The 14,975-nt window shown below is 45.5% G+C and carries 11 protein-coding genes; all 11 read right to left on the bottom strand.

Annotation, left to right across the window (positions count from 1 at the left end; all coding sequences use genetic code 11):
• Positions 1-97: 97 nt before the first annotated feature.
• The 11 genes from IE103_RS15730 to IE103_RS15680 all read right to left on the bottom strand — a co-directional run bounded on the left by IE103_RS15730 (position 98) and on the right by IE103_RS15680 (position 14,368).
• The gene (locus IE103_RS15730) at positions 98-1,141 is read right to left on the bottom strand and encodes a S1/P1 nuclease (RefSeq protein WP_189347090.1); all 1,044 of its coding nucleotides are present in this window, start codon (positions 1,139-1,141) and stop codon (positions 98-100) included.
• Between the two features lie 59 nt (positions 1,142-1,200).
• The gene (locus IE103_RS15725; protein ID WP_189347089.1) at positions 1,201-2,913 is read right to left on the bottom strand and encodes a bifunctional metallophosphatase/5'-nucleotidase; all 1,713 of its coding nucleotides are present in this window, start codon (positions 2,911-2,913) and stop codon (positions 1,201-1,203) included.
• Between the two features lie 219 nt (positions 2,914-3,132).
• The gene (locus tag IE103_RS15720; protein ID WP_189347088.1) at positions 3,133-5,535 is read right to left on the bottom strand and encodes a TonB-dependent receptor; all 2,403 of its coding nucleotides are present in this window, start codon (positions 5,533-5,535) and stop codon (positions 3,133-3,135) included.
• A gap of 300 nt (positions 5,536-5,835) precedes the next feature.
• The gene (locus IE103_RS15715) at positions 5,836-6,678 is read right to left on the bottom strand and encodes an isopenicillin N synthase family dioxygenase (RefSeq protein ID WP_189347087.1); all 843 of its coding nucleotides are present in this window, start codon (positions 6,676-6,678) and stop codon (positions 5,836-5,838) included.
• A gap of 37 nt (positions 6,679-6,715) precedes the next feature.
• Positions 6,716-7,711 carry a nucleoside hydrolase gene (locus IE103_RS15710; protein ID WP_189347086.1) on the bottom strand — a complete coding sequence of 332 codons (996 nt, stop codon included), beginning with the start codon at positions 7,709-7,711 and terminating at the stop codon, positions 6,716-6,718.
• Positions 7,712-7,807: 96 nt separating this feature from the next.
• Positions 7,808-8,776: an ABC transporter permease gene (locus IE103_RS15705; protein ID WP_189347085.1), complete on the bottom strand. Its 969-nt coding sequence runs from the start codon at positions 8,774-8,776 to the stop codon at positions 7,808-7,810.
• Positions 8,769-9,857: an ABC transporter permease gene (locus IE103_RS15700; RefSeq protein WP_189347084.1), complete on the bottom strand. Its 1,089-nt coding sequence runs from the start codon at positions 9,855-9,857 to the stop codon at positions 8,769-8,771. Before IE103_RS15700 ends, IE103_RS15705 begins: the two co-directional genes overlap by 8 nt.
• Positions 9,854-11,374, bottom strand: coding sequence for an ABC transporter ATP-binding protein (locus tag IE103_RS15695; RefSeq protein WP_189347083.1), 1,521 nt, complete (start codon positions 11,372-11,374; stop codon positions 9,854-9,856). The genes IE103_RS15700 and IE103_RS15695 overlap by 4 nt, the downstream gene beginning before the upstream one ends.
• Before the next feature lie 216 nt (positions 11,375-11,590).
• Positions 11,591-12,586, bottom strand: a complete 996-nt coding sequence (locus IE103_RS15690; protein ID WP_189347082.1) for a BMP family lipoprotein — start codon at positions 12,584-12,586, stop codon at positions 11,591-11,593.
• Positions 12,587-12,680: 94 nt separating this feature from the next.
• Positions 12,681-13,631: a ribokinase gene (gene rbsK, locus IE103_RS15685; RefSeq protein WP_189347081.1), complete on the bottom strand. Its 951-nt coding sequence runs from the start codon at positions 13,629-13,631 to the stop codon at positions 12,681-12,683.
• Between the two features lie 113 nt (positions 13,632-13,744).
• The gene (locus IE103_RS15680) at positions 13,745-14,368 is read right to left on the bottom strand and encodes a uridine kinase family protein (RefSeq protein WP_189347080.1); all 624 of its coding nucleotides are present in this window, start codon (positions 14,366-14,368) and stop codon (positions 13,745-13,747) included.
• Positions 14,369-14,975: the final 607 nt, after the last annotated feature.

Raw genomic sequence — 14,975 nt, 5'->3', positions numbered from 1 at the left:
GATGTACTTTTAGGTGTACTCACGGGTGCAATTTTAAATGTGCTGTCAAATGTAGCGCTAACCACTGAGCTAAATTTTTGTTCCAAGCGCATCAAATTTAAGGCCAGATACTTTGCAATAATGCAGCGAGTCGATGGCCTGCAATCGTCAGCTGCTTGCGTGTGACAGCCGTGCTATCTTGGATATAAGCCGCTGGCAATTTTGCATACCACGACGCATATTCAACTCCGCGTCGATTTGTCATTTTCACTTTATCGACAATAACGATATCGGCATACGCGGATTTCGCTAAGTACAAACCTTCTGTTGCCCACTGCTCTGGCCAGCTCATTGGCTCTCCCGTATTCAGCGGAAAATCGACTTTTGATGCCAGCAACTTATCTGTGAACTCGGCAACGCTCTTCGCACCTAAATCACGCATCACATTCTCTACTACCGTCACATCCCAATACAAATGCAAAGCTTTGCCAACACGAGCAGCATTGGCATTTGTTGCTTCAGATTTGAAGTTTTTCAAATCACGTGCAGTCCAAGTAGCCTGATCCTCGATCAATAAATTATTCCCACCTTGTACATCAAAGATACGCACACCATCGACTTCGGCTTGCTTAGTTGGCGTAACGAATTGATTCTCTTGATTAAGATAAACCGCGCCCACATGCAGAGGTTGATGAATATCACCAACTAAATGTGCAATCATCAGCAAGGCTTGGCGTTGCGTGAAGCGATGTGGATTGGTTTTCTCGTTATCATTGCCTTGCAAAACGGCGATTGCTTGCTTTAATGTTTGAACGATATCGTGATCGGTGGTACCAACACCACCAGCAACATAGGATTTGTTTTCAACCGGTGTATTTGTGTAGTGATAAGCAGCGTGAGCAGGATTTTGAATCGTGAAGGCTTGCATTTCTGGAGTCTGCGGGCCACAAAATGTCCCTTTGGCACAATCCGCCCAAATCGAGATCGATTGCAAACTCTCACCCGGTTGCAGCAAAGCTTTAACGCGCGCGCCAGCATTAGTGCCGACTAATAAACGATCAGCTATAGCACCGATGGTTTTGTGCCCGTCATCGCCTGAGGCAAACACATTCAGGGACAATAAGGCAGCACACAGTAGCACGCAAAATTTCATCTTCTTCATGATTAAAAACCTCTTCAACTCAATGACAACAAAACGATGTTTTCTACAATCACCATCAATCAATTTTGTCGCTGCACACGACCAACTGGTTTATCACTACCAACAGGCGTGCCCGCTTTTTCCTTCTGTTTAATGTAGGCCATAAACACATCAATATCCTTGATACCGGTATCGATCACGTTTTTACCTTGTAAGAACATCGGCACACGATCACCACCACCTGCAATAAAATTATTCGCAACGATGCGATATTCGCGCTGATCGTCTAGCAGCACACCGTTTAACTTCACGCTTTCTGGAATCACACGTTCACCCACTTTGCGTTTAGCATCCCAAGTGTAAGTAAAACCATCTGACACTTGCAGCACGTTTCTACCATCTTGCGATTCTTCATCCAGCCACACTTGTTGCTCCAGCAAACGGCGAATTTGCGCGCCAGTCAAACTCATCAGCACCAGCGTATTACCAAACGGGAAAACCGTCGCATTTTGTCCGTAAGTACTGATATTGCCGGCCAAAGTTTCCAGATTACTGCGTATCCCTTTATTGTTCATAAAAGCAATCTGCGCCCCCATATCTTTTACCGCTGCAAGCTGAGCGTCCGCGACGATATTACCTAATGCAGATTCTCCAGCAGCGTTCAACTTACGCGTAATCACTGGCACCGCTAATTTCGCTACGGGTTCCGCAATAATCGCTTTGCTTCCTTCACGTGCTTTATGCAGTAAGTTTGACAATTCTTCTGGTGCTGGAGCTGAGCTTGGTTCCATCACTAAATTTTTTGCTTGAATATCCATCACCTGATGAGTTGCACCATCTAACTTAATCGCAATGCGTGTTAGTAAGTGGCCATACATTTGCGCTTGCGTTACCGTGCGGCCTTCAACATTGCAGACAAATCCGGTATGACTATGCCCACTGACTATCAGTTTGATCGCAGGATCAAGCCGCTTAACAATATCAACAATCGGCCCTTTAATTTGTGAACAAGAAAATTGATCAAAAACGTCTGGTGAACTAACGCCCTCATGAATCAATACCACAAATACTTTCACGCCCATTTCTTTCAGCACAGGGATCGTGCGATTGATTCCTTCCGCTTCATCAATAAAGCTTAAATCTTTTACTTTATCGCCTGCCACCATGAATGGCGTATCGCGCAAGACCGCGCCGATAAAAGCAATTTTGACGCCCTTCACTTCTTCCACATGATAGGCAGGGAAGAACGGTTTTTGAGTTTGCTTACTCAAGACATTGGAAGCAATATACGAGAATTGCTTACCCGGAAATCTTCCATCAAATTGACAGGCACGCTCAGGACGCGGTGACTCACAACCGCCGTGAATTTGTCGCTGCAATTCTTGCAAACCATGATCAAATTCGTGATTGCCCAAAGCACTGACGCGCAAGCCCATGCGCCCCAAAGCATGTAAGGTTGGCTCGTCGGCAAACAAAGACGATATCGCTGGACTCGCGCCAATCAAATCGCCACCGCCAACAAAAATCAAATCTTTATCTTCTTTGCGCCATGCTGCCAAATTGGCGCCCAAAGTCTCGATACCGCCACCAACGACGGTCTTAGCGGTTTGTTCTCCACGCGGGGTATAACTAAACTTTTCTTTCTCGAGATGTCCGTGCAGATCGTTGATAGCGACTAAATTGAGCACCACCGGTTCCATCGTCGGCGTTGCGCATGCAAGCAACATCAAAGACAAGCTAACACTAATGGTGGTGCGGGTCAGACGACCCCAAGATGAGAGAGAAAAGTTCATAGAATTTGCGCCAACATCACGCTAAAAAAAATCGATATTTAGAATAAATCTCTGCACAACCGTCACGCGGTCAAAGTTTATATTTTGCGTATAGCTTATGCAGAGGTATCTACAAGTGAAAAGGTCTGCAACCACAAGGTTGCAGACCATCGATATTACTAAATCAGACCATTGCAAAAATCGATCACAAAGGTCTGATGTTGATCAACTAAGCAAGGCTTAGAAATCGCCTGACAAAGTCACAGATGCAAAGCGTGGTGAACCCATGTAGTAGAACACAGTTCTCGCGCTAGCAGTGCCGTAAGGCTTTGCATTGGTAACGTTAAAGCTTGATGGATTACGATACTTTTCGTTAGTCAAGTTGCTGATATTCAAACGCAAAGTTGGCTTCTTCACCCAGCTTGTATTTGGGAATTGGTAACCAAAATCCAAACCTAACAATGTGTAACTTGGAACCAATTCATCATTGGTCATCGTTGCCCATTGTTCGCCAGTGTATTTCACTTTCAAACGTGCGTAGAAAGCACCTGTTTCATACATTGCGCTCAAGCCCGCTTTCCATTCTGGCGTCAAGGTCATTTGCTTACCTTTGGTCGGCAAAGTCGCTGTACGGCTGATCAAGATGTCGTCTTTGATTTCGCTCTTCGCATAACCAATCGAACCGTAGAATGAGAAGCCATTAACTGGTGTATTACCCAATTCAACTTCGAAACCATGCGTCTTCACTTTACCAACGCTAGTCAAGCTGCTCATGTTCGCGACTGGATCATAAGCAGTTGCTTGGCGATCTTTAAAATCAACAGAGTAAGCAGTTGCTTGTGCTGTCAATTTATCGCTTTGCAAGCGATAACCAACGTCGATATTGGTTGAAGTTTCTGCTTGTACATCGACTGGCAATGTTGGCTTACCGTTCACCAAGACTACGTTATTGGTTGTGGAGTAAACAAAGTTTGGTGGCGCCTTCATGTTACGTGCCAAGCTGAAGAACAACTGATTGTTGTTATCGATCTGGTAGCGAGCACCCAACTGCGGCAAGATTTCACGATACGTTTTTTCGATGTTGTAATCAGTACCAGAGTTAGTACCTTCGTTTGCCTTATTCGTGAAGTCACGCTTCATGGTTGGTGCACGAACACCGACGTTAACTGTCAACTTATCGTTCATCAAACTCATGGTGTCTTGCAAGAAGATTTGGTTTGATGTACTGATCGTTTTCCAGTCACGAGATTGGAATGGTGTACCATCTGGACGCAATACACGGCCTTCTTTCAACCAAATGTCGTTCGCATTACCATTTGCATCAACCAATACCATAGGGCCAAATTGCTCGTGCGTTGCACGTTCGAACCAGAAACCAGCCAAAATTTGGTGATCGCCGATGGTGTGGGTTACAGACGCAGTTACACCTGGACGATAAGTGCGAGTCACACTACTATTCGCCACGATGACGCGATCCAAAGTATCGCCGTCGCCGTTCAAATCCACGCCAGCTGTGTTCTTGCCAGTTGCTTTGTTCAAGAAAGCATTTTCTGCTTGCAACTTCTGTTGATTACCGCCTGTGCCGTAGCCATACCAGAAATATGGAATTACTTTGATGTCGGTGTTGTCACCAATACGCATTTTGCCAGTAACAGATGCAATCGCATTTTCAAATGGATTCTTCGTCAATTGGTAGTAAGCATCACCAAATGCAGAGTTCGTATCGCTACCTGCTTTACCTGGCGTTGGAGCTGCATGACCAACGAAAGTTTGCGCGAAGTCATAGTAGTAACCATACTTGTCCAAATCAGCTAAGCTGAAAGAACTGATATTTTGGTTAATCGCGCGGTTGTACAATACAGTACCGCTGATAGAGTTGAATCTGTCGAAATCGGTTCTGAAGCCCATATCGACGTGATCACGGTTTGCACCGCCTTTACCTTTCCACTTATCGGATTGTGCATGCGATGCAGAAATGAAGAAACGTGTGCGACCGCCTTCGAGCAAACCAGTGTCATAACGTACATAGGTTTTGGACAAGTTCAATTGACCCAAAGTTTGCGCAACACGGATACGCTTGGTTTTTGATGGATCGCAAGTTGTGATACCGAAGTTACCACCAGTTGCACCGATTTGTGGAGAATCAACGTCAGTTGAACCTTGGGTCACGAATTGTGAGCATGTATTTTCTTGATCTACGTATTCTTGTGGATACACCGCGAAACTACCAGAGTCATTCACTGGCACACCGTTAATCGTCGCACCGATCTGATCGCTATTGAAACCGCGCAAAGTCAAACCACCACCAAACAAACCAGTTGCATCGTGGTTGTAACTATTCACCGCTGGCATCAATTCCAATGCTTCATACGCGTTACCAGTTGGACGTTGCTTCGCCAATTCTTCAGCAGTAATCGTGCTACGTGCTTTTGGTGTGTTTTCTTGCACCATCAAACCCATACCGACTTTTTTGCCAGTGATCGTCACTTGTGAAGAGCTGATCGGTTCATTGCTTTCCGTCTTCTCTTGCGTTTGTGATTGTGCGTAGGCAGTTGACATACCAAGGCATGTCAATTGGCATGCGATGACTAGCATCTTCACGCGCGAAGGTACTGCAGTTGATGATTTATTGAGTTGCTTCATTCATAGCTCCTTGCTTTTCGTTTGTTTAAAACCTGTAATCTGTTTGATTTAATTGATGTCTTGAATCGATCTGGTTTGTGTCCAGCGTTTTTCAAGCGACATCAACACGTGCAAAAAAATCTATTGCGCAGCTTAACAACACACATTGCGAGACCAATGCACGCAACTATTTTTTTTACGCAAAGTACTGCATTTGAACTCAGATTTACTTCCGCTCGATGACAGTCGCATTTTTATTCTAGAGTAAGTACTCAAATACAGCATGAATACAACATGTGTGTGGTTTTCTGTGCATGAAATTTAAACTTTGGAATGCAATTCTTGCAAACGCTCCGTCAAATAAGATCCTGCTGTGTGGCGCTCCGATAAGACCACATCAGGACGCGGATGCAAAAACAGCGGTAAAGAAACGCGTGACTTTTTCGCTTCTTCTCCAGTTGGATTTAATACGCGGTGGATCGTCGATGGATAATATCCAGCGGAGGCTTCTTGCAACATATCGCCGATATTTACAATCAACATCCCAAAGTCACATGGCACATCATGCCACTCACCATCTTTACCCACCACTTGCAAACCCGCAGTTGTCGCTGCTGGCAATATCGTCAGTAAATTAATATCGCCGTGCGCTGCTGCGCGTACCGCACCCGGCTCCTCATCGCCACGCAAAGGTGGATAGTGCAGAACCCGCAGCAGCGTTTGTTCGCTGCCTTGTATCATCTGCGATAAAGGCATCGAGTATTTTTCTTGTACTTCAGCTGGTGTGTATTGCTCTACCCATTGCAACAAGGTCGCCGCTAATGCTGCACCCTCTTCATAATATTGACGAGCCGCAGCCGATACCTCAGTTGGATAACGTCCCCAAGGATAGATGTGATAGAACTCTTTCAAATCGCGCTTGGTATTTCCCTTCGCCGTTTCTGACACGGCAGGTGAAAAATAGCCATCGTATTTTTGCGGATCATAAGCGTAAGCATGTTTCGCTTCACTTTGAAAAAAACCATACCACTCTTCATAAACCGTGTTAAGCAGTTGTTGTGATAGTGGATGATTAGTCAGTACGCCAAATCCAGTATTGTGCAAACTTTCTGCAAAATCTTTGGCAGCGGTTGGACTAGTAAAATCGACAGGTGTAATTATCATGCTGTAACTCCTCACATTCTCTAAAGACAGATGACGCTCATTGCGCCAACGGTGCACGTAACCAATTGCTTTCCAAAGTTTGTTCAATCAATTGCAAACAAGCTGGCACATTCACCTTCAAGCAAACTCTCGCCTCTGGCTGTTCACTACCCCAACCAGACTGTGCATACACCAAGCCACCGCCATGTCTATCCATCATGGTTTGGCCGTTACCCATGCCGTCTAATTGCACGCGTACACGTCCATCCATGGTTTCAAATAGTTCTGGCGCAACCAAATACACAAACGCCAAAATGTCGTGGCAAAAGCAAGCATGACCAAGATCTGGGCGTGCCTGCTGATAAAAATCACTGTAAAAATTAACCGCATGCGACAAGGTCGTCATCGCAATGTGTTGTTGATGATGCTGTGCTAAACCGGCAAAGTAACTCGCCGACATCACTACGCGGTGCGTCACATCTAAACCAACCATCGCAAGTTTCCAGCCAGCGGTAAAGACCAAGTCTGCTGCATGTGGATCATTCCACACATTCGCTTCAGCGACTGGCGACACATTTCCCGGTTCAATCACGGTACCCGCCATCAACACTACTTGCTTGATCAGACTTGGCAATTGCGGTTCTAGCTTTAAGGCCAAAGCCAAATTGACTAAAGGACCAACCGCCACCAAGCTGATCTCACCCGGATACTGACGCGCCATGTTCACAATAAATTCTGCCGCTGATACAGATTCGGCTTTAGCGGAATGTTGTAGGCGTGAAGTCAAATTACCCAAGCCATCATCGCCATGAATAAAGCCCGGTGGTTTACCTGCTGCCTTCATCAAAGGCAAAGCACCACCTTCGGCAACTGGAATTTCGCGTCCTGCCAAGCGGGTTAAATACAAAGCATTCGCGGTCGCCTGCGCCACGGTGACATTACCAAAAGTGCTGGTAATACCAACTACATCGATTTCAGGATGTGCCAATGCAAAATACAAAGCCATCGCGTCATCCACGCCGGGGTCTGTATCAAAAATAACTTTATGAACCATATCTATCTCTATTCAAACGTCGAACTCGCAAAGCTTGAGTCGAACTCTTACACAAACTTTTGTACAATCTTTTGTACAAACTATTGTGCAAATTTTTTAACGCGACTTCACAAATGGCACGCCCAAGGCTTTTGGCCCCACCGATTTCGCCATCACACCCGCCAACACCACAACCGTCACAACGAATGGCAACATCTGTATTAAGGAGCCAGGAATTTGCCCAACAACAGGGAAAGCCACGCCTTCCATCTGGATTTGCAAAGCAGCAAAGAAGCCAAACATCAAACAACCTAAAGCAGTTTGCAATGGCCGCCAATTACCGAACACCATCGCCGTCAATGCCAAGAAACCATTACCTGCAGACATATCGCGCAAGAAGAATCCACTTTGTACAATCGCTAAGTAAGCACCAGAAAACGAGCACAAGACGCCACCACACAACAAGGCCAAATAACGTGTTTGCACCACATTGATCCCAGCCGCATCTGCCGCATGTGGATTTTCACCAACCGCACGTAGACGCAAGCCAAAACGGCTGTGATTGATCAACCAATGTATGCAAGGAATTAGTGCGAACGCCAGATACACCAAGATCGTATGCCCGCCTAAAAACTTACCGAACAACCAATTTAAAGCTGGAATGCTTGACCACCAATCAGCAAACGGAAAATGCAGCACGGGCAATCTCGCCTCACCTAAATCTGGACTACGACCACCCAATTGGAAAAAGTACTGCGCCAAAACGAAAGTCAAACCCGACATCGCAATATTGATCGCGATACCGAAAACCAATTGATTGCCCTTTTGATTTATCGATACATAACCTTGCAATAAAACGATCACACACGACACCAACATACCAGCGGCAATCCCGATATACGGATTGTGTGTGGCATAGGTACAAGCCGCCGCGGCGAACGCTGCGGTCAACATTTTTCCTTCTAACGCCAAATCAATGATGCCACTGCGTTCAGCGAAAACACCTGCGAAAGCAGCAAACAGCAACACTGGTGCATTACGAATCGTCGCAACTAGAATTGTAGAGAATTGAAAATCATCAAACATTTTTTCCCCACTTCATTTTGAGCACGCGTGATAACAAGGGTGCATACATGTTTTCCATCGCACCACAAAATAGAATAATTAAGCCTTGAATAAACACAAAGGTCTCAGAAGGAATATTCGATTTTTCTAAAGACAGATCAAAGCCGCCTTGTATCAAAATCCCGAATAACAGCGCCGCCAAAAAGATACCAATAGGATGCTGACGCCCCATCAATGCCACCGCGATACCAATAAACCCTGCACCCGCGGTAAAGTTCAAACTCAAATAATGCATAGAACCCGCCACGCTATTGACGGCAGCCACACCAGCCAATGCCCCCGATGCCAGCATCGCGACGATAATCACTGTCGACATCGAAATACCTGCATACAAAGCGGCATGTGGGCTCTTACCTGCTGCGCGCAATGCATAGCCCCAGCGTGTACGCCATACCAGCAAGCCATACGCAATCAAACAAATAATCGCGATTGGAAAAGTTAAGTTCAAGGGGGTTTCGCCCAACACGGGCAACCATGTGTCAATCCGAGGAATCCAAGCTGCTTCAGCAAATACTCTACTTGCTGGATTTTGCTCACCAGTCGGGATCATGTAAGTAATGATGATGAAATTCATCAAGGACGCAGCGATAAAATTAAACATAATCGTCGTCACGACCACATGACTACCGCGTTTGGCTTGCAAATAACCTGGGATAAAAGCCCATGCCGCGCCGAACAAGGCGGCCGCCGCAATCCCCATAGGAATCAACAACCATGGCGATAAGCTCGCATCAAATTGCAGCATGGCGAGCGTCAAACCCAGCCCACCTAAATACATTTGACCATCGCTACCAATATTAAATAAACCTGCTTGCATGGCGATCGACACCGACAAGCCGGTAAAGATAAAAGTGGTTGCATAAAATAAGGTATAACCAAATCCCTCAGCATTACCGAGCGCACTGTTAACCAAAATACCCAGTGCTTCTAATGGGCTTTCACCTAGCAAATAAATCACGCCTGCCGCCACCACCATCGCGGATAGCAAGTTCAGCATAGGCAGAGCGACATTGGTCGCCCAACGAGGTAAATCAGAATTCATTTGTGTAAGCCACCCATCAATAAACCAATTCGTGTCGTGTCGTAATCAGCGATATTTAATTCGCCCGTGATACAGCCACCCGACATCACTAAAATGCGATCAGCCAAAGCCCGAATTTCTTCTAATTCTGCAGAAACCAACAAAATCGCTACGCCAGCATCACGCAAGGCTAATAACTCGGTATGGATTCTTTGGATCGTGCCGATATCAACGCCGCGCGTTGGTTGGCCGACCAGCATCAATTTAGGACGGGCGGCGATTTCGCGCGCTAAAACAATTTTTTGTTGATTACCACCGGATAATTGCGACAGGCGCAAATGCGAATCGAGCGGACGCACTTCAAATTGCGCCAGCAATGCATCACTAGCTGCCACACATTGTTTTTTATCCAAATAAATTTGTTCGCTTTGCTGGCCTAACAAAATATTTTCCCAAACAGGAAAATCCTTGATGACGCCATCGCGCAAACGATCTTCTGGCACATGCGAGACGCCTAACTTACGCAGCTTCGCCGCCAAAGTAGGATCTTTCTTGCTGAAATTGAGCGCTAAATCTTGAACATGCACAGTGCCACTAATTTTGTCGCCTTTTAAATTGCGCATTCCCGCCAAAATTTCGAGTAATTCCGACTGTCCATTACCGGAGACACCGGCAATTGCGACGATCTCGCCCGCTTGCACAGAAAAATTTAAGCCGCGTAATAAATGCACACCTTGCTCATTTTGTAGGCTGAGATCATCAACCCGCAACACGGTCGCTCCGGCAGATAAAGTCTGACGTGGCAACTCGGTCGCCACCTTACGTCCGACCATTTTGTGCGCCAAATCTTCTTGATTCGATTGCGCAGTTTCTAGGGTTGCGACAACACCACCTGCGCGCATTACTGTAACCGCATCGGTGATCGCTAAAATCTCGGCAAGCTTGTGCGTGATTAAGATCACGGTTTTGCCCTGCTGTTTGAACAAACGCAAAATCGCAAACAAAGCATCGGTCTCTTGCGGCGTCAACACTGCTGTTGGTTCATCCAGAATCAAAATACTGGCGTTACGATACAGCTGCTTTAAAATTTCTACGCGCTGTTGCTCACCAACGGATAAGCTATCGATACGCGCATCGAGTTTGATTTCCAAACCGTAGTCTTCGCACAGTTGCGCCAATTCCGCCGCAATTTTTTTACGCTGTTGGCGCAGACGGAAACCGCCTTCCATACCAAGCATAATATTGTCTAACACCGTCATGTCTTCAACTAACATGAAGTGTTGGTACACCATGCCAATGCCAAGCTGAATCGCGGTGTGGCTATTACGTATGTTTTGCACTTTGCCATTGATGAGTATCTCGCCAGCATCAGCGTGATAGTAACCATACAGGATACTCATCAAGGTCGATTTACCAGCACCATTTTCACCAATAATGCCGTGTATCGTGCCTTGCGCGATGGAGAAATTCACGGCATCGTTCGCAAGAACTTTCCCGAAGCGCTTTGAAATTTGGCGAAATTCTACTGCTGTGGACATATTGTTCAATTGGGTTTGAGCTTAGTTTGAGCTTAGTTTGAGCTTAGTTTGAGCTTAGTTTGAGCTTAGTGTTAGCTTAGATTGCGCTTAGTTTGAACCTAACTAATGCCTTACAAAAGTACCGAAGCAAAGCAAAGTTACAGTGAAATTTTTAGAACAATCTTTTTAGATAAAGCAAAGCCGCAGCATCATCCAATGCTACGGCTTTAATCAGACTTATAAGGGGCAACGGCTGGCTTCGCGATAATCAACTACTTTGACTTTACCACTCAAAATATCTTGCTTCGCTGCGTTGACTCGCTTTTCAATTTCTGGGGTGATTAAACTACGATTGTCTTTGTCGAGCGCCCAATCCACGCCACCTTCTTTCAAACCTAAATTTGACACACCGGCTTTCCATGTGCCATTTTTCATCTGCATAAAATTCTCATACACGGCATTGTCAACACGTTTGACCATTGACGTCAGCATCACACCTGGATAAAGATAATTTTGATTCGAGTCAACGCCAATCGCCATCTTGCCTTTTTCTTTTGCTGCCTGTAACGCGCCCATGCCGCTACCACCAGCTGCTGCAAAAATCACATCCACACCGCGTTCCATTTGTGCGCGCGCTAATTCACTACCTTTAGCTGGATCATTCCAAGCAGTCGCCGTAGTACCGACCACATTTTGCGCAACATCAACTTTCGGATCAACCGATTTTGCACCTTGCGTATAACCACAAGCAAATGCGCGAATCAGTGGGATATCGATACCACCAATAAAGCCAAGTTTTTTTGATTTTGATGCCATCGCTGCGGCAACGCCGACCAAATAAGAACCTTCCTGTTCTTTAAACAAGATAGAACTGACATTAGCACCAGTAGCGGCACCATCCACAATCACAAACTTCGTTTTTGGAAATTCTTTTGCGACAGTTTGCACTTGCTGTGCATGCGTAAAACCAATCGCCGCAATTAAATTAATCCCTTTGCGAGCCAAATTGCGCAACACTTGCTCACCCTGCGCGTTGCTCATCACTTGCACATCTATGTAAGAGATCTTGGTATCTTTTTTGAAGCGTTCCGCACCTTCGTAAGCAGACTGATTAAATGAACGGTCAAACTTACCACCCGCGTCATAAACCAAAGCATACTTAGGCTGGTTCGCAGCAGCCAATGCGGACACGGAAAGCAGTGCACTGAATAGAAGTGATGAACGCAATTTCATTTTTTAATAACTCCTGAATAGCTTGGTAAGCTTCATTTGCAAGGGACTTTGAATTCAGCGCCTCGCCAATTTATTAGCATAAAATTTATGGCACTCACAGACTCTGTAACTGCCGCTCTACCGCGCCTCGATATGGGATCGAGGTCTGCGCACCCAATTGGGTCACTGCCAATGCCGCCGCACTTTGTGCAAACATACAAGCAGCACGTAAATCCATTCCTTCTGCGATCGCTACTGCGAGGCTACCAACAAAGGTATCTCCGGCAGCCGTCGTATCAACGACCTTGACTTGAAACGCTGGCAAAGAATACGCTTGATCTGCATCAGCAACCCAAATCCCCATCGCACCAAGTGTCACGATCACGACACCCGCGCCAAGTTGCTGCAACACCGTCGCTGCCGCTTGCGCACTCGGCAAATCGGTAACGCTGACATCACTTAGCAAACTCGCTTCGGTTTCATTCACCACCAAATAATCAACCTGCTTTAATACCTGCGCATCGAGCTTTTGTGCCGGTGCTGGATTCAATACCACTTTCACTGGCTCTTGCCCAGCCTCTTGCGCTGCTGCAGAAACTTGCTTAGCAGATTGAATCGCATGCAACACCGTCGAGAGCGGTGTTTCCAGCTGGCATAATAACAGTTTAGCTTGTGCAATAGTGCTGCGCGCAGCATCTATGTCAGACTCAACTAAACGTGCATTTGCACCAGTTGCCAAGACAATACTATTCTGTCCCGCATCATCCAACAAAATTCCCGCAACACCAGTCGCGCAATCGGGTACTACGCGCACATGCGCAGTATCAATCGCATCAGCTTGCAAGGCTTGAAAGCAACTGTGTCCATTTGCATCATCGCCAACACAAGCAATCATACTCACCGAAGCGCCCATTCTGGCAGCAGCCACCGCTTGATTCGCTCCTTTACCACCGTGCACTAAATGAAAACGATGTCCCATCAAAGTCTCACCCGGCAGTGGCATCCGTGGCGTCTGAAAAACCAAATCCATATTGATGCTACCAACAACAGCGATGTGCGGTTTCATACCAAATGCCTCATTTCAATTTCAAACAAACTTGCGACAAGTACAAAGATGACATCGTTTTGAGCAAGTCATGCATTCCGAACGACTTACAGCTTCAATTGACCAAGAATAAATTAGAGGGGTTTACCAATTTTTGATTGCAAAAACACACTCAACATTGCTAAGCCTTTATCAAAACCATGATTATTTGGAATCACGATATCGGCATTACTACGGTGTGGCAGGATATATTTTTCAAAGGCAGGTTGATGATGATTACTCAAACGATACAAGACATCGTCTTGATCATAGCCACGCTCGACCGCGTCACGTTGCACACGACGATAGCGACGATGATGTTCTTCTGCGTCGATAAAAATTTTTAAATCAATGATGTCGTACAAAGCCGGATTATGCAGCGCATAAATACCTTCTAGCAGCACGATTGGTGCGGCTGGAATATGAAAAATCTTTGGCACAACATCCGCATTATTAAAGGTATATTCTTTGATCTCTAAACTATGGCCATCACGCAAACGCAATACGTCTTGATAGAATTTATCGAGATCTAAAGAAGACGGAATATCAAAATTCTCGATACGATTTTCGTCTTTGGATTGCTGATCGATGGACTTGTAGTAATTATCTTGCGACAACAGCGCCACACTTCCTTCAGGCATAGCCGCCAACAAGGAATTAATAAATGTAGTTTTGCCACTACCGCTACCGCCGGTAATGCCGACAAGATATGGTTTCATTGATCTAATACCTAACTTCAAATAAAAAAATCAACTAAGCGCAATACGAGTGCAATAAACTTAGTTGATTATGATTGACTGTGACCGGCTAAGTCAGGCGCGAGATGTTGTACAAATCGTGCCAAGCATTCATTGTGTGTCATATCTGCTAGCAAGCATAACGAGCTTGTGTTCTGCATTGAAGCTTGTTTAAAAAGCCACTTCAAACCAAATATTTACAATGACCGGATTTTATGAAGACGGAAGTATAGCGGTTTTCTATGCTTATTCACATCATGCCTAAATTGCTTATCAACTTAAACACTTGACAAAATCCTAGACAATTACACACAAAATTTGATGATTTTTGTGGCGCTCATCAAGGCGACTAAGCACTTCATTAGCAACTAAGACATACAAACTATACAAACAGCAACATCTGCATATTCGCATCAGTAAGTCGATCAACATGGAAGTCACCAACTCCAACGCAAGCACTTGATTCATCCAAATAATCCAATTAATCCTATTAAAGCAACACAACATGACGCATTTTCTATGCTTGCGACTTTAGGTTGAAGCGAATAGAATCAATTGCCACAAAGTAAGCTTTTTGACGTGAGCTACC

The organism is Affinundibacterium macrobrachii (genome assembly GCF_014652415.1).
GTDB lineage: Bacteria > Pseudomonadota > Gammaproteobacteria > Burkholderiales > Burkholderiaceae_D > Undibacterium > Undibacterium macrobrachii.
This window is presented reverse-complemented; position numbering and strand designations above follow the sequence as displayed.

Excerpts from the sequence above, each read along its gene's own strand:
- IE103_RS15730 (WP_189347090.1), bottom strand. The coding sequence starts at position 1,141 with ATGAAGAAGATGAAATTTTGCGTGCTACTGTGTGCTGCCTTATTGTCC.
- IE103_RS15725 (WP_189347089.1), bottom strand. The coding sequence starts at position 2,913 with ATGAACTTTTCTCTCTCATCTTGGGGTCGTCTGACCCGCACCACCATT.
- IE103_RS15720 (WP_189347088.1), bottom strand. The coding sequence starts at position 5,535 with ATGAAGCAACTCAATAAATCATCAACTGCAGTACCTTCGCGCGTGAAG.
- IE103_RS15715 (WP_189347087.1), bottom strand. The coding sequence starts at position 6,678 with ATGATAATTACACCTGTCGATTTTACTAGTCCAACCGCTGCCAAAGAT.
- IE103_RS15710 (WP_189347086.1), bottom strand. The coding sequence starts at position 7,711 with ATGGTTCATAAAGTTATTTTTGATACAGACCCCGGCGTGGATGACGCG.
- IE103_RS15705 (WP_189347085.1), bottom strand. The coding sequence starts at position 8,776 with ATGTTTGATGATTTTCAATTCTCTACAATTCTAGTTGCGACGATTCGT.
- IE103_RS15700 (WP_189347084.1), bottom strand. The coding sequence starts at position 9,857 with ATGAATTCTGATTTACCTCGTTGGGCGACCAATGTCGCTCTGCCTATG.
- IE103_RS15695 (WP_189347083.1), bottom strand. The coding sequence starts at position 11,374 with ATGTCCACAGCAGTAGAATTTCGCCAAATTTCAAAGCGCTTCGGGAAA.
- IE103_RS15690 (WP_189347082.1), bottom strand. The coding sequence starts at position 12,586 with ATGAAATTGCGTTCATCACTTCTATTCAGTGCACTGCTTTCCGTGTCC.
- rbsK (WP_189347081.1), bottom strand. The coding sequence starts at position 13,631 with ATGAAACCGCACATCGCTGTTGTTGGTAGCATCAATATGGATTTGGTT.
- IE103_RS15680 (WP_189347080.1), bottom strand. The coding sequence starts at position 14,368 with ATGAAACCATATCTTGTCGGCATTACCGGCGGTAGCGGTAGTGGCAAA.